This window comes from Rhodobacter sp. JA431, from assembly GCF_900217725.1.
GTDB lineage: Bacteria > Pseudomonadota > Alphaproteobacteria > Rhodobacterales > Rhodobacteraceae > Rhodobacter > Rhodobacter aestuarii.
The window spans coordinates 157,040-174,529 of sequence record NZ_OBMP01000006.1; the positions used below are offsets into that span (position 1 = coordinate 157,040).

Annotated in this window: 14 protein-coding genes; 13 read left to right on the forward strand and 1 reads right to left on the reverse strand. The window is 61.0% G+C overall.

The features are described from left to right. Positions 1-81 precede the first annotated feature (81 nt). The 8 genes from alr (at position 82) to purF (ending at position 7,604) form a co-directional block, all read left to right on the forward strand. On the forward strand, positions 82-1,131 hold the full coding sequence (alr, locus tag CRO18_RS13345) for an alanine racemase (RefSeq protein WP_097082494.1): 1,050 nt from the start codon (positions 82-84) through the stop codon (positions 1,129-1,131). Further along, on the forward strand, positions 1,131-1,907 hold the full coding sequence (locus CRO18_RS13350) for an ABC transporter permease (RefSeq protein WP_170952680.1): 777 nt from the start codon (positions 1,131-1,133) through the stop codon (positions 1,905-1,907). The genes alr and CRO18_RS13350 overlap by 1 nt, the downstream gene beginning before the upstream one ends. Continuing rightward, positions 1,904-2,647: an ABC transporter ATP-binding protein gene (locus CRO18_RS13355; RefSeq protein WP_097082496.1), complete on the forward strand. Its 744-nt coding sequence runs from the start codon at positions 1,904-1,906 to the stop codon at positions 2,645-2,647. Before CRO18_RS13350 ends, CRO18_RS13355 begins: the two co-directional genes overlap by 4 nt. Before the next feature lie 136 nt (positions 2,648-2,783). Continuing rightward, positions 2,784-3,554 carry a DNA repair protein gene (locus tag CRO18_RS13360; RefSeq protein ID WP_097082497.1) on the forward strand — a complete coding sequence of 257 codons (771 nt, stop codon included), beginning with the start codon at positions 2,784-2,786 and terminating at the stop codon, positions 3,552-3,554. Beyond that, positions 3,554-3,979, forward strand: coding sequence for a paraquat-inducible protein A (locus CRO18_RS13365; RefSeq protein WP_170952681.1), 426 nt, complete (start codon positions 3,554-3,556; stop codon positions 3,977-3,979). Before CRO18_RS13360 ends, CRO18_RS13365 begins: the two co-directional genes overlap by 1 nt. Positions 3,980-4,024: 45 nt before the next feature. Continuing rightward, positions 4,025-5,395, forward strand: coding sequence for a DNA repair protein RadA (radA, locus tag CRO18_RS13370; protein ID WP_097082499.1), 1,371 nt, complete (start codon positions 4,025-4,027; stop codon positions 5,393-5,395). A 33-nt stretch (positions 5,396-5,428) separates the two neighbouring features. Further along, positions 5,429-6,007, forward strand: coding sequence for a CvpA family protein (locus CRO18_RS13375; protein WP_097082500.1), 579 nt, complete (start codon positions 5,429-5,431; stop codon positions 6,005-6,007). A 115-nt stretch (positions 6,008-6,122) separates the two neighbouring features. Then, positions 6,123-7,604: an amidophosphoribosyltransferase gene (gene purF / locus CRO18_RS13380; protein WP_076485364.1), complete on the forward strand. Its 1,482-nt coding sequence runs from the start codon at positions 6,123-6,125 to the stop codon at positions 7,602-7,604. 18 nt (positions 7,605-7,622) lie between these two features. On the opposite strand, the gene CRO18_RS13385 is transcribed toward purF, so the two are convergent. Further along, the gene (locus CRO18_RS13385; protein ID WP_170952672.1) at positions 7,623-8,630 is read right to left on the reverse strand and encodes a sensor histidine kinase; all 1,008 of its coding nucleotides are present in this window, start codon (positions 8,628-8,630) and stop codon (positions 7,623-7,625) included. 319 nt (positions 8,631-8,949) lie between these two features. On the opposite strand from CRO18_RS13385, the gene CRO18_RS13390 reads away from it, so the two are divergent. The 5 genes from CRO18_RS13390 (at position 8,950) to CRO18_RS13410 (ending at position 17,437) form a co-directional block, all read left to right on the forward strand. Further along, positions 8,950-10,164, forward strand: a complete 1,215-nt coding sequence (locus CRO18_RS13390) for a TMEM43 family protein (RefSeq protein ID WP_097082502.1) — start codon at positions 8,950-8,952, stop codon at positions 10,162-10,164. A gap of 182 nt (positions 10,165-10,346) precedes the next feature. Continuing rightward, positions 10,347-11,453, forward strand: a complete 1,107-nt coding sequence (locus CRO18_RS13395; protein WP_097082503.1) for a TRAP transporter substrate-binding protein — start codon at positions 10,347-10,349, stop codon at positions 11,451-11,453. 93 nt (positions 11,454-11,546) lie between these two features. Further along, complete coding sequence (locus CRO18_RS13400; protein ID WP_097082504.1) at positions 11,547-12,317, forward strand: SDR family oxidoreductase; 771 nt, start codon at positions 11,547-11,549, stop codon at positions 12,315-12,317. Then, a complete protein-coding gene (locus CRO18_RS13405; RefSeq protein ID WP_076485359.1) occupies positions 12,310-12,645 on the forward strand; it encodes a dihydroneopterin aldolase in 336 nt (111 codons plus the stop codon). The genes CRO18_RS13400 and CRO18_RS13405 overlap by 8 nt, the downstream gene beginning before the upstream one ends. 112 nt (positions 12,646-12,757) lie before the next feature. Continuing rightward, on the forward strand, positions 12,758-17,437 hold the full coding sequence (locus CRO18_RS13410) for a PAS domain-containing protein (protein ID WP_097082506.1): 4,680 nt from the start codon (positions 12,758-12,760) through the stop codon (positions 17,435-17,437). Positions 17,438-17,490 lie beyond the last annotated feature (53 nt).

Sequence of the window (17,490 nt, forward strand, 5' to 3'; positions counted from 1 at the left end):
ACATCGGGGGCGGCACGCCCCCGTTTTCCGTTCACGATTGTTTGCGCTTGACGTTAGGCCCCCCGCACAAGAGAAAACCCCATGGCTACTGCATCGCTCCGTATCGACCTTGACGCCGTGCTCGCCAATTGGCGCGCGCTTGACGCAATGACTTCTGCCGCGACCGAAACAGGCGCCGTGGTGAAGGCCAATAGCTATGGCCTTGGCGCCGCGCAGGTGGCGCGGATGCTGGCGCGCCACGGGGTGCGTAAATTCTTTGTTGCCGCTACAGAGGAAGGTGCCGCCGTGCGCCAAGCCTTGGGCGAAGGGCCTGAGATTTTTGTCTTTTCAGGCCATATGGCGGGCGACACAGAAATGGTGGGCGATCTGGCGCTGACGCCGATGCTCAACTCGGTCGAACAAGTGACCCGGCATCTGGAAGCCCTGCCCGGCGCCCCCTTTGGCGTGCAGCTTGATACCGGGATGAACCGGCTCGGGATGGAGGCCGCCGAATGGCAGGCCGTCGCGCCGATGGTTCTGGGCGCGGGACCGAAACTGATCATGAGCCATTTGGCCTGCTCAGACGAACCCGCGCATCCGATGAATGCGCAGCAACTTGCCGCCTTCCGCGCGATGACCGACGGGATGGATGTGCCGCGCTCGCTTTCCGCCACGGGCGGCATCTTGCTGGGGCCGGATTATCATTTTGATGTCACCCGCCCCGGCATTGGCCTTTATGGCGGGCTGCCCTTCACCGAGGCGCAATCGGTCGCCACGCTTTCGCTGCCGGTGGTGCAAATCCGCGATGTGCCTGCGGGCGAAACGGTGGGCTATTCGAACACGTGGACCGCCCCGCGCGACAGCCGCATTGCTACGGTGGCGGCAGGCTATGCCGATGGGCTGACGCGGCGGCTTTCAAGCGTGGCCACGCTCTACCACGGCGCCACCCCCTGCCCGCTTGTGGGCCGGGTTTCGATGGATTTGATCACCGTTGATGTCACGGACCTGACCGAAGTGCCAAGATCGCTCGACATCCTTGCCCCCCATCAGGGGATCGAAGCACTGGCGGAGCTGACCGGCACCATCGGCTATGAAATTCTGACCTCGCTCGGCGCGCGCTATCAGCGCCATTACGCCGGGGGCCAAGCGTGATCGCTTCCGCCCTTGCCGCGCTGGGGCGGGGCACATTGGGCGGGCTTGCGGGCACCGGACGGGTCGCGCTTTATGCGGGCGCGGTGCTGGGCCATCTGCTCCGCCCGCCGTTTTACCGCCGCGAGTTCTTTGTCGCCCTGATGCAAATTGGCTGGCTCTCGTTGCCCGTGGTGGGGCTGACGGCGCTTTTCACCGGGGCGGCGCTGGCTTTGCAAATCTATGCGGGCGGGGCGCGGTTTTCTGCGGAATCCGTGGTGCCCTCGATTGTCGCCATTGGCATGGTACGCGAATTGGGTCCGGTGCTCGGGGGCCTGATGGTCGCCGCACGGGTCGCCAGTTCGATTGCCGCTGAAATTGGCACGATGAAAGTGACTGAGCAGATCGACGCTTTGGTGACGCTTTCCACCAATCCGCTCAAATATTTGGCCGTGCCGCGGGTGCTGGCGGCCACGCTTTCGTTGCCGCTTTTGGTGGCTGTGGGCGATGTGATCGGGGTGATGGGCGGCTGGCTTGTGGGGACAGAGCGGCTTGGCTTCAACTCCGCCACTTACCTGCGCAACACTTGGGAATATCTTGAACTGTGGGATGTCGGCTCCGGCATCGTGAAAGGCGCCGCCTTTGGCTTCATCGTGGCGCTGATGGGCTGCTACTATGGGATGAATTCGGGCCGCGGCGCACAAGGCGTGGGGCGCGCTACCAAATCCGCCGTGGTCGCGGCCTCGGTCTTGATCTTGGCCGCCAACTACCTGCTGACAGAGGTGTTTTTCTCCGCATGATCGAGATTGACGGGCTGAAAAAATCCTTTGGGTCCAAGCATGTGCTGCGTGGTGTGAATCTGCATATCGCGCGCGGTGAAAGCTTGGTGGTGATTGGCGGGTCGGGCACCGGCAAATCGGTGCTTTTGAAATGCATCCTTGGCCTTGTGCGCCCCGATGCCGGCACGATTGCGGTAAATGGAGCCCCGGTCGCGGAAACGCGCGAGGTATTTCTGTCCCGCTTTGGGATGCTGTTTCAGGGCGCGGCGCTTTTTGACAGCCTGTCGGTTTGGCAAAACGTGGCGTTTCGTTTGCTGCGCGGCCCCGAGCGGCGCACGAAAGAAGAGGCCCGCAAAACCGCCGTGGAAAAGCTCGCCCGCGTCGGCCTTGGCCCCGAGGTGGCGGATTTGTTTCCGGCAGAGCTTTCGGGGGGGATGCAAAAGCGGGTGGGCCTTGCGCGCGCCATTGCCACCGACCCGACGGTGATCTTTTTTGACGAACCGACGACCGGGCTCGACCCGATCATGGCGGGGGTGATCAATGACCTGATCAATTCGGTCGTGCGAGAAATGGGCGCGACCGCGATCACCATCACCCATGATATGTCCTCGGTGCGGGCCATCGCCGATAAGGTGGCGATGCTGCATGATGGCAAAATCCGTTGGCACGGCCCGATTGACGAGATGGACACCACTGACGACCCTTACGTGAGCCAGTTCATCCATGGCCGCGCCGAAGGGCCGATTGCCGCCATTCGGTGAACGCGGCGTTTCCAAACAAGAAACGTTAGATACACCAAAGGCGTTGATCTTCGGGGCCTTTTGGGTCGAAAATACCGTCGGTGGGGCGCATTTCATATATCGCCAATTTCTCCTTGCCTGATTGGGGGGCTGGGCCATGTCCAATTTGACCGCGCGCCGCGAGGCGCAAGCGCGCCTGAATGATATGTTGCAAAACCTGCTCTCTGGGGCGGTGTTTGTCTTTGCCTTCGCGGCCTTGCTGCTATTTGGGGCCTCTGCCACGGGGCTTGCGCCTTGGCTCATGCTGGATCTGCGCTTCGGCGATACGCCTTTGCCAAATGCCGGGATCTGGATCGAGGCCGGGGTGGCCGCGCTTGGCTTTGTGCTGTTGCTGTATCTTCCCGCGCAGCGCCGGGTGATGGCGCTTGAACGCAGCCACCGCAATTTCCGCATTGGCACCGAAGATGTGGCGAGCGCCTACCGCACCATTCACGCTGCCGACCGCAAGGGGGTCTTTGCGCTGTCGGGCGAGTTTGACGCGATGCGGGAGCGGATGGAATGGCTGCGAAAGCACCCCGATTTGGGGCATCTGGAACCCGAGCTATTGGAGCTTGCCGCGCAAATGAGCCTGCAAAGCCGTGATCTGGCGCAGGTCTATTCGGATGAAAAGGTCGCCCGCGCGCGCGACTTTCTACGCGCCCGCCAACACGAGGTGGACACCGCGCGAGATCGCCTCACCATCGCCCGGTCGATCTGCGATGACCTGCGCAGCTGGCTCACCGATGTAGAGGCCGAAGAACGCAAATTGTCAGAGGAATTCAAGCTTTTGGAACGTGATCTGAAAGCGGTCTTGCCGGGCCTTGGCTATGAGTTGGAAGAAGGCCCCACGCCCGACAATGTCGTCGCCCTGCCGAAGACGCAGAAATGATCCTGAAATATGCCAATCTGGCGCTTTTGATCCTGTTTCCGGTGGCTTGGACCGCCCCACTTTTGCGCGCCGGGATCTTGCCGTTTTTCGAGTTGGATGAAATCTCGATCCTGTCGGGCCTGTCGATCCTTTGGGGCAAGGATATTTTCCTGGCGCTGCTCGTGACCTTTTTCGCGCTTGTTGCGCCAATGGCAAAGGTGGTGGGGCTTACGCTGGTGCAGTTTCGCTTGGCCTCGCCCCGGCTTTTGCCCGCCTTACGGTTTTTGGGGCGGCTCGCGATGGCCGATATCTTTCTGGTGGCGCTTTATATTGTGCTGGCCAAAGGCACCGGGATCGGACGGTTGGAAACCGGCTGGGGGCTTTACCTCTTCACCTTCTGCGTGCTGGCCTCTTACGCGCTTTCGCATTTGGGCAAGCGGCGCTAAGCCCTCCCCGCTTGCCGGGCGCGCGGCGCTCTGACACAAAGGCGCATGGCCAAAACATCTGCTTCTTTCACCTGCACCGAATGCGGTGCCGCGCATCGCAAATGGTCGGGGCGCTGCGACGCTTGCGGCGCTTGGAACTCGATCATCGAGGAAAAGCCGCTTTCCAATTCCGGCCCCGCCAGCAAAAGCCTTGGCGGCGCGAAGGGCAAGCGCATCGACCTGACAACCCTTGCCACCGAGGAAGCCCCGCCCCCGCGCACGCTTTGCGGCATGGATGAGTTTGACCGGGTGCTGGGCGGCGGTCTGGTGCCTGCCTCGGCGATTTTGGTGGGCGGTGATCCGGGCATTGGCAAATCGACACTGTTGCTGCAAGCCGTGGCCGCTTTCGCCCGTAAGGGGCTCAAATGCCTTTATATCTCAGGCGAGGAAGCCTCGGCCCAAGTGCGGATGCGCGCGGCACGACTGGGGCTGGCTGATGCGCCGGTGCAATTGGGGGCCGAAACGAACCTGCGCGATATTCTCACCACTTTGGAGGCTGAACGGCCCGATCTGGTGGTGATCGATTCGATCCAGACGATGTGGGCCGATATGGTCGAAGCCGCGCCGGGGTCGGTTTCCCAAGTGCGGGCTGCGGCGCATGAATTGGTGACCTTTGCCAAATCGCGCGGCGTTTCGGTGGTGATTGTCGGCCATGTGACGAAAGAGGGTCAGATCGCCGGCCCGCGCGTGGTCGAACATATGGTCGATACCGTGCTTTATTTCGAGGGCGAGCGCGGGCACCAGTTCCGCATCCTGCGCGCGGTGAAAAACCGCTTTGGCCCGGCTTCAGAAATTGGCGTCTTTGAAATGACGGGCGGCGGCTTGGCGGAGGTGGCAAACCCCTCTGCCCTGTTCTTGAGCGAGCGCGGCCAGCCTGCCCCGGGCTCTGCGGTCTTTGCGGGGATCGAGGGCACGCGGCCCGTGCTCACGGAAATTCAGGCCCTCGTCGCGCCCTCATCGCTTGCCTCACCGCGCCGCACGGTGGTCGGGCTCGATTCGGGGCGCGTCTCCACGATCTTGGCGGTACTGGAAAGCCGCTGCGGCATTCCCTTTGCCGGGCTGGATGTGTTTTTGAACGTGGCAGGCGGGCTCAAAGTGCTTGAACCCGCCGCAGATCTGGCGCTGGCGGCGGCGTTGCTCAGTGCCCGCGAAGACACACCGCTGCCTGCGGATATGGTGATTTTCGGAGAAATCTCACTATCTGCCGCGCTCAGACCGGTGGGTCAGGCCGAAAACAGGTTGAAAGAAGCCCAGAAACTTGGTTTCTCACAGGCGATCCTGCCCGTCGGCACAAAAGTCGAGGGCGGCGCGGGGATGGCAACACGCAAATTGCCCGACCTCGTGACATTCGTTGGGGACATGTTCGGCGCAGGCTAGCGCCAAAAAGCACAAAGCAGGGGCAGCAGGGCCATGGAAGGTTTCACCATCGTCGACGCCATCGTGGCGGTCACCATCATCCTGTCGGCGATCCTCGCCTACAGCCGTGGCTTCGTGCGTGAAGGGCTCGCCATTGTCGGCTGGATTGCCGCCGCCATCGTCGCCTACACTTTCGCCGATGCCGCCCGCCCGCTGATTGCGCAGCTTCCGGTGCTGAACAAATTCCTCGCCGATAGCTGCGAATTGGCGACGATTGGCGGCTTTGCGGCGGTCTTTGCACTCGCTCTCGTGGTCTTCTCGATCCTGACCCCGCTTTTTGCCTCGGCCGTGCAGCGCTCGGCGCTTGGCGGCATTGATCAGGGGCTTGGCTTCCTGTTTGGCGTGCTGCGTGGGGTGATCTTGGTGGGCGCGGCTTTCGTGGTCTATGACCGTCTGGTCAGCAGCGAAGCTATTCCGGTTGTCGACAAATCCCGCTCGGCCACGGTTTTCATGAAACTTTCCGGCCAGATGGACGAAAGCATGCCCGAAGACGCGCCGGGCTGGATCGTCGCGCGCTACGAAGATTTGGTCTCGAAATGTGCTGCGCCGACGATAACGCCTGCCTCGAACTGAGACAGCAAACGCGAAAACGTGACGCAGAGATGACGATTTTGGAGCGGGAGGGCTTAACAGCCCTCTCGTTTCGCATTATAGCGCCGCCAAGCCCGCCGGATCTGGAGCCCCTCCCATGACAGCTGCCGAAAAAACCTTCCTGTCGCACCCGTTCGACGACGACAAGCTGAAGGAGGAATGCGGCGTCTTTGGCGCGATCGGCATGGCCGATGCCGCGAACTTCGTGGCGCTTGGCCTGCACGCCCTGCAACACCGTGGCCAAGAAGCCGGGGGCATCGTCGCCCATGACCCGGAAAAAGGCTTCAACTCCGCCCATCGCTTTGGCTATGTGCGCGACAACTTCACCAAGGCCTCCTTGATGGAAAGCCTGCCGGGCCCCTTGGCCATCGGCCATGTGCGCTACTCCACGGCGGGGTCCAAAGCGGCGGTGATCCGCGACATCCAACCTTTCTTTGGTGAGTTTTCGATGGGCGGCTGCGCGATTGCGCATAACGGCAACCTCACCAATGCCGAGTCGCTGCGCCGCGAATTGATCGAACATGGGGCAATCTTCCAATCCGGCTCGGACAGCGAATGCATCATCCACCTGATGGCGCGCTCGTTCCAAAAAACCCATGCCGACCGGATCGCCGATGCGTTGCGGCGCGTTGAAGGCGCGTTCTCGGTCATCGCCATGACCCGCACCAAGCTGATTGGCGTGCGCGACCCGCTGGGCGTGCGTCCGCTGGTTCTGGGCCGGATCGGCGACAATGGCTATGTGCTCTCGTCTGAAACCTGCGCGCTGGACATCATCGGCGCCGAGTTTGTGCGCGAAGTTGCGCCGGGTGAGATGGTGATCATCCAAGATGGCGTGATCGAAAGCACCCGCCCCTTCCATGATGCCAAGCCGCGCTTTTGCATCTTCGAGCATGTCTATTTCTCGCGCCCTGACAGCCAAATCGGGGGCCGCTCGGTCTATGAGACTCGCCACCAGATTGGCGTCGAATTGGCGCGTGAAGCCCCGGTGGAAGCCGACCTTGTCTGCCCCGTGCCCGACAGCGGCACCCCGGCAGCGATTGGCTACAGCCAAGAATCGGGTATTCCCTTTGCGCTTGGCATCACCCGCAACCAGTATATGGGCCGGACCTTCATTGAGCCGACCGAGCACATCCGCAACATGGGCGTGCGTCTCAAGCTCAACGTGAACAAATCGCTCGTGAAGGGCAAACGCGTGATCTTGGTCGATGACTCGGTCGTGCGTGGCACCACCTCACGCAAGATCAAGGAAATGATCTTGGATGCGGGCGCGGCTGAGGTGCACTTCCGCATCGCCTCCCCGCCGACCGCTTGGCCGTGCTTCTATGGCGTGGACACGCCCGACCGTGAAAAGCTGCTGGCCGCGCGCATGACCGAAGAAGAGATGCGCGATTGGATCGGCGTCACCTCGCTTAAGTTCATCTCGCTTGATGGGCTTTACCGTGCGGCGGGCGAGACCGATGGCCGCAACAATAGCTGCCCGCAATATTGCGATGCCTGCTTCTCCGGCGAATATCCGGTGGCCCCGTCTGACCAGATCGGCAAGGGCTTCACGATGAAAACGGCGAAGGCGGCCAAGTAGGGCCGCCCCATTCCCGCATTATTCGGCTTGGGTGATCGGTTTGATCGGGAAGCGCAGCCGCACTTCGGTGCCGCCACCTTGGCGCGGGCCAAAGGTCAGCTCGCCTTCCAACTGCGCCGCGAATTGCCGCGCAAGCCTTAGCCCCAAGCTTTTCGAAGCAGCAGGATCAAACCCGGGCGGCAAGCCGACACCGTCATCGGCAATCACAATCGTCCCCAAATCGCCCGAGGCGCGCGGCGTGCGCCGGGTGGACAGCGAGACGGTGATCCGCCCCGTCGCCCCGCGCAGCGCATGTTCAAGCGCGTTGGAAACCATCTCCACCACAATCAGCGCGACCGGGGTGGCTTGTTCCGCCGGGACTTGCAGGTCTTGCAGATCATAGTGCAGCCGGACCCGGTCGCTCAGGTTCGCGGCGGCGACAATCTCGGGCAGTGCACCTTGCATCAGCGCGCCGATTTCGGTCACCTGACGGCGCGGGTCATGCAATTGGCGCTGCAGCGTCGCGATCACGCCAAGCCGGGCGGCAGCGGTATTGAGCGCTTTCTTCGCCACTTCGTCGCGCGCTTTACGCTCTTCCATCCGCAAGATCGAACCGATCACTTGCAGGTTATTCGAGACGCGGTGCTGCAGCTCATGGAACATCAGGGTGTTTTGCTTGGCTTGGCGCGCCCAGTCGCCCCGCTCGTCTTCAAGCTTGTGGAGCGCGAGCCGCATCATCTCAATCACCAAAAGCTCGGTCCCGGTGATGAAGACGTAAAAGAGCATCGGCACGATGCCATGCAGCCCAAGCGAAAAGCTCGCCGCTGGCCCCACGAAAAAGAACCATGCCGCCATGCCACATGCAATGGCCATGGCGATCCCCGCCCGCGTCGAGAGGAAGAACCCGGTCAGGAAGACGGCCGGGAAGAAGGTCAGGAACGGATAGCCCTGCGGGAGATGCGGGACAATCCAGAACCGCGTGCCAAGGGCCAGCGCAAAGACCGCTGCACTTGCCCCCCATTCCAGCAGGGGGCCATGCGGGCTCACGGTCAAGGATCGCAGCAATCTCATCGGTTTTCGGTCTTTGTAAGGCGGAGTGGACACCCCATCACTAGGCCAAACACCCGTGTTGTAAACCGAATTCTTCGCGATTTCGCACAGTTGAGACAGTCTGCTTTGCACGCTGTGCAACCCTCGCCGAAAGTCGCCCTGCCCCCTTTGACGCAATGATTGCCCGTTTGGCGCGCTTGGCCTAAGCTGGCCCGGTTATCGAGATTTCTTTTGCGGCACCGCAAAGGTGCCCCTGCCTTTTGAGCCCCAATCACGCCCGGCCCCGCCGGTGCTTTTGAAAGGATGTGCATTCGCCATGAACGATCAGGTCACACGCACCACGTCACAATCTTGGTTTTCCCGTATTGGCCAATCTCTAATGGGGATTTTCTTTGGCTTCATTCTGGTGATCGCAGCCATCATCGGCCTTGCCATGAATGAAAGCCGCGCCGTCAAAACCGCCAATGCGCTGCGCGAAGGGGCGGGTTCTGTGATCTCGCTTGATGCCAATGGCTTTGCCCCGGGCGGCGGGCCCACCCGCGGATTGCTGGTGCACGCCTTTGGCCAGATTGTCGTTCCCGAAGGCGGGGAGCTTATAGATTCCAATGGCTTGCCGAGCAATGTCCCGGCCAATGCCACAAAACTCGAACGCATCGTGGAAATGTATCAATGGGATGAGGACAAGCATTCCGAAACCCGTGAAAAGCTGGGGGGCGGCACCGAAACCGTCACCACCTATAGCTACAAAAAAATCTGGTCGAACCGCCCCATCACCTCGGCGCGGTTTGCCGAACCTTCGGGCCATCAAAACCCTGAAATGCCAGTGCAAGGCGAAGAGATCGTCAAAGACCGCCGTTTGGCTGTGGGCGAAAGCGACTGGCAACTGCCCGCCACACTGGTGCGCCGTGTCGGCCATGTGAGCGATTTGACGCTGGGCCAAGACGATCTGCGCGGCGTGCGAGACTGGCTTGGCACCTATCGTCCGGTGAAGCTGTCGCAAGGGGCGGCCTATGTGGGCTTTGACCCGCTTTCTCCGCAGGTGGGGGATTTGCGGATCAGCTACCGCGTCGCACAGGCCGATAGTGCCTCGGTCGTCGCGCGTGATGCGTCGGGCGCCTTTGCGCCGTGGCAAAGCTCCAACGGGCGCGAGATTTTCTTGATCCGCACGGGCGATGTGCCCGCCGCGCAAATCTTTGAAGAGGAGCTTTCCTCGAACCGCACGCTGACGTGGATTTTGCGCGCCGCAGGCGTGCTGGCGATGCTTGCTGGCTTCAAGCTGATGCTGAGCATCTTTGGCGTGATCGGCTCTGTGATCCCATTCGTGGGCAGCATCGTGCGGATGGGCACGACCCTTGTGTCGGTGGCGCTGACGATGGTTCTCGCCCCGCTCACCATTGGCCTGTCTTGGCTCGCGGTGCGCCCGCTTTTGGGCGGGCTCTTGATTGGCGGCGGCGTGGTGATTGGGGCCGTGATGCTTGTTTTGCGCGCGCGCAAGGCCCCCGCCGCACCGGGTGCAGCCCCAAGCGCCTAAAGAAAAGCGCCGATACCGTCGCGTGTGACGCTACGTTCTTCCGCCGCAGTGCCGCGCTGCGGCGGAAGATTTTGTTTACAGGCCCTGCGGCCTTGCTAACCTACCCACATCCTAGGGGGGAGGCCGGTTCGCCGGACCCTGGGGAAACCGTCGCATAGAGACGACTTGGGAGGAGTTTTTAGATGGATCGTCGCACCTTCATTCGGAAGGGCGCGCTCGGCACTGTTGCCGCTGCCGCCGGAACTACACTTGCTGCCCCCGCCATTGCACAGGAAAACCCGACCATCACGTGGCGGATGACCTCGTCTTTCCCGAAATCGCTCGACACGATCTACGGTGCCGCCGAAACGATGGCGAATTTCGTGCGCGGCATGACCGATGGGAAATTCAACATTCAGGTCTTTGCCGGTGGCGAGATCGTTCCCGGCCTTCAAGCCATGGATGCGGTTTCCTCCGGCACGGTAGAGGCCTGTCATACCTGCTCTTACTATTACTGGGGCAAAGACCCGACCTTTGCATTGGCCACCGCCGTGCCCTTCGGGCTCAATATGCGGATGCAAAACGCCTGGTTCTACTATGGCGGCGGCAATGACCTGATGAACGAGTTCTACGCGAACTATAACATCTCCGCCCTGCCCTGCGGCAACACCGGCGCGCAGATGGGCGGCTGGTTCCGCAAAGAGATCAACACGCTTGATGACCTTAAAGGCGTGAAAATGCGGATCGGCGGCTTTGGCGGCAAGGTGCTGGAACGGCTGGGCGGCGTGCCGCAGCAAATCGCGGGCGGCGATATTTACCCCTCGCTTGAAAAAGGCACGATCGACGCGACCGAATGGGTCGGCCCCTATGATGATGAGAAGCTCGGCTTTTATAAGGTCGCGCCCTATTACTATTATCCCGGCTGGTGGGAAGGCGGCGCCTGCCTGCATGCGATGTTCAACAACGATGCCCATGCGGCGCTTCCCGAACATTACAAGATTGCGCTGGCCACCGCCTGCGAAGCGGCGAACCAAGATGCCATGGCAAGCTACGATTGGAAAAACCCGGCAGCTCTGCAATCGCTGATTGCGAATGGCGCGCAACTCCGCCCCTTCACCCAAGAAGTGCTTGATGGCTGCTTTAACGCGGCCAATGAGGTCTATGCTGAGCTGGATGCCTCGAATGCGGCATTCAAGAAAATCAAAGACAGCCAATGGGCTTTCCGCAAGGAAGCCTATCTGTGGATGCAACTGTCGGAATACAACTTCGACACCTACATGATGATCCAACAGCGCAACGGCAAACTCTGATCTCATTCGTGCGAGAACCGAAAGGCCCCCGGCACCGGGGGCCTTTTCCTTCGCCAGGCCGCCCCCTAGATAAGGGAAAACAAAGGGGGACAAATGCCCGGAATTTTGATCACCGGCGGCGCGAAACGGATTGGCGCGGCGATGGCGCGCGGCTTTGCCGAGGCGGGCTTTCGGATCATGCTGCATTATCGGTCTTCGGCGGAAGAAGCCGAGGCGTTGGCGGCAGAATTGAACACGCAGGGCGAGATTTGCCGCCTTGTGCAGGGCGATCTGGAAAACCCCGCCGATGTGCAGGCGGTGTTTGACGCGGCGGCCGCTTGGCTCGGTCGGGTCAATGTCGTGCTCAACAATGCGTCGAACTTCATGAATGATGATGTATTCACGCTTGAAGACGCCAAGATGGACGCGCATTTCGCGGTTAACCTGAAAGCCCCGGTGGCGCTTGCCGCGCGGCTTGCGGCGCAAGACATGGGCGGTGAAGACGGGCTGGTGATCAACATGCTCGACAACAAGGTTCTGGCGCTGAACCCCGATTTCTTTTCCTACACGCTCTCCAAAGCGGCGTTGCATGCGGCCACCGAAATGCTGGCGATGCGCTTCGCGGGCCAGCCCCGCGTGAACGGGATCGCCCCGTCCATTACGCTGATTTCCGGCAAACAAACCCAAGAGAACTTTGAAAAATCGAGCCGGATCAACCCTCTGCACATTCAAGTGCAACCCGAAGACCTCGTGCGGGCCGCGCTTTATCTTTGGGCCGCAAAAGGCACCACGGGTGAGGTGATCGCGGTCGATGGTGGGCAGGCGCTTTGGCAATTGCCCCGCGATGTCGCGTTTTTGGTCAAAGAGGGTTACGTGCATGGCTGAGATGATTATCCGCCTCGAAGAGCTTGAAATCACAATGTATTTAGGCATCCACGACTTTGAACGTGCGCGCCCACAGCGGGTATTGATCTCCGCCGAGATCACCGTGACCGGCACCGATTGGCAGGCAGGCAAGTTCTTCGACTATGACCCGGTCGCAGAATTCGTGCGCGCCTTCAACGGCACACGGATTGACACGCAAGAGGAACTGGTGAGCCGCATCCACGCTTTCGTGCATTCGCGCGAGGGGGTGGTGCATGCGGCGATCTGGTCGAAAAAGCCCGATGTCTACCCAGATGCGAAAGCGGTGGGCGTGGTGCTGCGCGGCTGAGAGTTTTAACCTTAAGTCGAATTATTCAAGGTCGTCCTTTGCGCTGAAGCCCGAACTTAACCTTTCCCCCTGATGCTACTCCCGCGAGGGCGTACCAGTATCAGGATTATGAATGTCGGGGGCAATCAAATCCGTCGAGACCGTGCTTTCCGGGTTTCCCGGGGCCGTGGTGCTTTGCACACATGGCGGAGAGCTGGTCTGGGGCAACCCAGTTGCCACGCGCGCCTTTGGCGGCGGGGTCGACTTGGCTGGACGCAGCGTCTTTGCGGTATTGCCCGATGCACTGGGAAACCGGCTTGCCCAACGGTTGGAGGAGGCTTGCGCCACGCCCAACCGGTTCCGCATTGAATTAGAAGCCGTCTCCGGCCCGCCCCGGCCGCTTGAAATCACCACATGGAGCTTTGCACCGGGTCTTTGCGTGGTGCAAATGGCCGAACCGGTCATGGATCTGCGCAGCCAAGCCGAGGTGAACCGGCTTGAAGGCGCGCTTGAAGTGGCCACCAAGGCGCGGCTTGCCACCGAGGCGCAGCTTCGCACGGTGCAAGAACGTGCCGATGTGCTGCGTATTTCCGCGGAAAGCTCGAATACCGTCGCGTGGCATCTGTTTCCCGATCCCGGCATCGGCGAGATTGGTGCGCATTTCGGGCCAATGCTGGGCTATCCGCAAGGGTTTGAGGTCTCGCTGGAATCGATGCGCGAGCTGATGCACCCCGATGATCAGCCGACAGCGAGTGCCGAATTCCAAGCGATGCGCGCTGGCGAGACAGATAGTTTCAGCCACGACTTTCGGATCAAGCGCGCCGACGGGACTTGGGCATGGATCACCTCGCGCGGGCGCCGGGTGGACCGATCTGACCGAGGCTTGCCCGATATGCTGTGCGGGTCTTTTGCCGACATCACCGACCGCAAGGAAAGCGAAGCTTGGGTTCTGCAAGCCTTTAACGAGGCGCAGGCGGCGCGCAATGCGGCGGCGACTTCGGCGGAACTGATGAAAACTGCGATGGCCTGCGGCGGCTTCGGGGTTTGGGTGGTCTGCGCAGAGCGCGGCGAAGCCTGGATGAACGACGAAGGCTATACCGCTATGGGTTATGCGCCGGGCGAGTTTAGGCCCGATGACGAGGGTTGGCGCAGCCTTTACCACCCTGATGATCTTCCGCCCGCCATCGTGCTGATGGAAGATTTGATCTTCGACCGATCCGAGGTGTTCGACAATACCGCGCGGCTACGCCACAAAGATGGCTCTTATCACTGGTATCGTTGCGTTGCGCGTAAGATCGACCGCAGCGCACAGGGGCTGCCGTTTCAAGTCTCGGGCGCGCAGACCTGCATCGACCATCTCAAGGAAAACGAGCGCCAATTGTCTAAGGCGCTGGCCGATGCGGAACATACCCGCGAACTGGCGCAGGAACGCGCCGAACTGCTGCGCACCTCCGGGCTTTGCGCACAGATTGGCCATTTCTCGATCTGCCCTGACCTGAACGAAGGCTGGGCACCGGACGAGACCTATCGGCTTTTTGGCTATGAACCGGGCGCTTTCCCCTCGACCGACGCGGGTTGGCGCAGTCTGATCCATCCCGATGATCTTTCCGAAGCCACCACCGAGATGCAAAAGCTGCAATCGGGCGAGATCGCGCTTTATGCCCATGAACATCGTCGTCGACACGCCGATGGCAGCTATCACTGGTATCGTGCCATTGCACGCCGGGTGGACCGCTCTGACAAGGGGCTGCCCTATCTGCTGGCAGGCGCAATCATCAATATTGATGCGGTAAAAGAAAACGAAGCCCGCCTGGCCACCGCTGCCCATGAAGCCGAGGCCGCGCGCGCGCGCCTTGACACCTTGGCCGACAACACGCCCGGTGCGCTTTTTGAATTCCGCATCGATACGGAGGGGAACCAAAACCTCCCCTATTTCAGTGCCAAGCTGCCACAGATGCTGGGCGTCACGCGCGAGATGCTTGAACGCGATGGCGCTTTGGCCTTTACCAATGTGCCCAGCGAGGACATGCCGGAAATCAACCGCGAGATCGAAGAGTCGCGGCGCAACGGCACCGAATACCTCGCCAAACTCTCTGTTCTACATCCCGAGCTCGGACAGCGCTGGATCTCGATTTCAGCGATCCCGTTCAGACAGTCGGATGGTTCAACGGTCTGGTTTGGCACTGTGCTGGATGTCACCGAGCATATGCGGGTGGAAAAACAGGCCAGTGACGCCGCGAAAGAGGTGCATCGCATCCACGAGCGGATGATGACCATGGCCGAAAACGCGCCCGGCGCGATTTTCGAATGGCACCGCACGCCCGATGGCCATTTTGAGTTTGAGTTCTTCTCGGCTGCTTTGCCGGAATTGATGGGCGTGACCCGCGCGGCATTGGAAGAAAGCGGCGCCGCTGTCTTCACCCATTTCCCGCAAGAAGACATCGCCCCGGTGCAAGCTGCGGTGATGGAATCGGTTGAAAACCTGACCCGGTTCGAAACACAACACCGGATCAATCATCCGGTACGGGGTACGCGCTGGATCCACGTTTCCGCCCAACCCTTTGCCCAGCCCGATGGCACGATCATCTGGTATGGCAACACGATGGATGTGACCGAGCGCGTGGCCAGCGAAGAGCGCGCCCGTGAAGCCGCCGAAGCGGTGCGCGTGGCGCATGAACGTATGGTCACGATGGCGGAAAACGCCCCCGGGGCGCTCTTTGAATGGCACCGCAATCTTGACGGCGTCGACAAACTGGTCTTCTTCACGGGGCAATTGTCGGACCTGACAGGCGTGTCGCGCGAAGCGTTGGAAGCCAATGCCAGCGGCGTCTTCACCCATATCCCGCCAGAAGATGCCGAGCAGATCGCGGCTGAAATGGCACGCACGGCGGTCGAGCTTTCGCGCTTTGAAATGCGGTTCCGCCTTGAGCACCCGGAAAAGGGCCCGCGTTGGATCCACCTCATGGCGAGCCCGGTCCCGGCGCATACTGGTGGCACCATATGGTACGGTAACGCCACCGACATCACCGCGCGCGTCGCCGCGAAACAACGCGAAGCCGCTGCCGCAGAGACCGTGCGCCAAGCCCATGAACGGCTTGCTTGGATCGCCAATATCGCCCCCGTGGGTCTTTATGAATTCAAACTGGCCGCCGATGGCACCACTTCGGTGCCCTATGCCAGCCCGTTCTTCGAAGACCTGATGGGCGTGGGCTATGGCGTCTTTGCCGAAGGCAGCGCGACCACGGATATTTTTGCCAATGTCCACCCCGACGATCTGCCGAACTTCCTTGCCGCCGATAACGAGCGCGACCCAACGCTCGAATTCTGGAGCCAGCGGTTCCGCGTCAACCATCCGACGCGGGGCGAGATTTGGCTCGCCAATTCCGCCACGCCGAAAACGCTCGACGATGGCTCGGTGGTCTGGACCGGGGCGATCCATGATGTCACCGCCGATGTGCGACGCGAGGCGGAGCTGCGCCGCGCCCACCGCATGGCCGAAGACATGCGTGCCGAGAACGAACATCAAGCGCTGCACGACGGGCTGACCGCCCTGCCCAACCGGCGCTATTATGACCAAATGCTGGCGCGCCGTATTGCGCAAGGCGCTGCTGGCGAGACGCCAGATTGCACCTTGATCCGCATCGACCTTGACCACTTCAAGCATGTGAATGACACGCTGGGGCACGAAGCGGGCGATTTGGTGCTGGTGCGGGTGGCTGAAGTGCTGCGCAAGACGCTGCGCGCCTCTGATTTTGCCGCGCGCATTGGCGGGGATGAATTCTCGATCTTGCTGGCACCGGGCAGTGGCCGTCACGATGCCGAAGAGATCGTGGAACGGATGCAATCGGCTTTGGCCGAACCGCTGATGTATGAAGGACGGCAATGCCGCTTTGGGGCCTCTTTCGGGATCGCGGTGGCGGATAACATCGCGCAAATGGGCACAGAAATTCAGCTTTTTGCCGATGCCGCGCTTTACCGCGCCAAGGAAGGCGGGCGCAACCGGCTCGAGTTCTTTACCCCCGAACTGCACCAAAACCTGCAAGCAGACCGCCGCATCGCCGCCGAATTGCAAGAGGGGCTGGATCGCTCTGAATTCGTGCCGTTCTTCCAAGCGCAGGTTTCAGCCAAAGATGGCAGCCTGACCGGCGTCGAAACGCTGTTGCGCTGGCGCCACCCGGAACGTGGCACCCTTGCGCCGGACAAATTCATGCATGTCGCGGAACAACTCCGCATCGTTCCCGAAATTGACCGGGTGATGATGGAAAAATCCCGCGATGCACTGAGCTTCTGGGAGCAAAACGGGCTCTTGATGCCGAAGATCAGCTTCAACGTCTCGGCAGGGCGGATGCACGACCCAGATGTCGTTGAATCGGCCCGTAGCTTGGCGCGCGGCAAGACCCATGTCACGTTTGAGCTTTTGGAATCGATCCTTGTCGAAGAGGAAAGCGACGCGTTCCGCTTCCACCTTGATGCGATCCGCGAAGCGGGGATTGAGATCGAGATTGACGATTTCGGTTCGGGTCATGCCTCGATCATTGGCCTGATGCAGATCGCGCCCTCCGCGCTCAAGATCGACCAGCGCATCGTCGCCCCAGTGGCGCGCGACCCGCGCGCGGCCAACCTTGTCAAAGCGATTGTCGAAATCGCCGAGACCTTGGGCATCGGCACGGTGGCCGAGGGCGTTGAAACCGAAGATCAGGCGGAGATTTTGCGCACATTGGGCTGCGATGTGCTGCAAGGCTATCTGTTCTCGGTGCCGCTTTCGGCGGAAGACTTCTTGGCGATGCGGCAAAAGACCCGAAAGATCGCCTGACGCGAAGCTTCCTGCGCAGGCGTTATGAAGTCCGCTCATAACTGGCAGTCAAG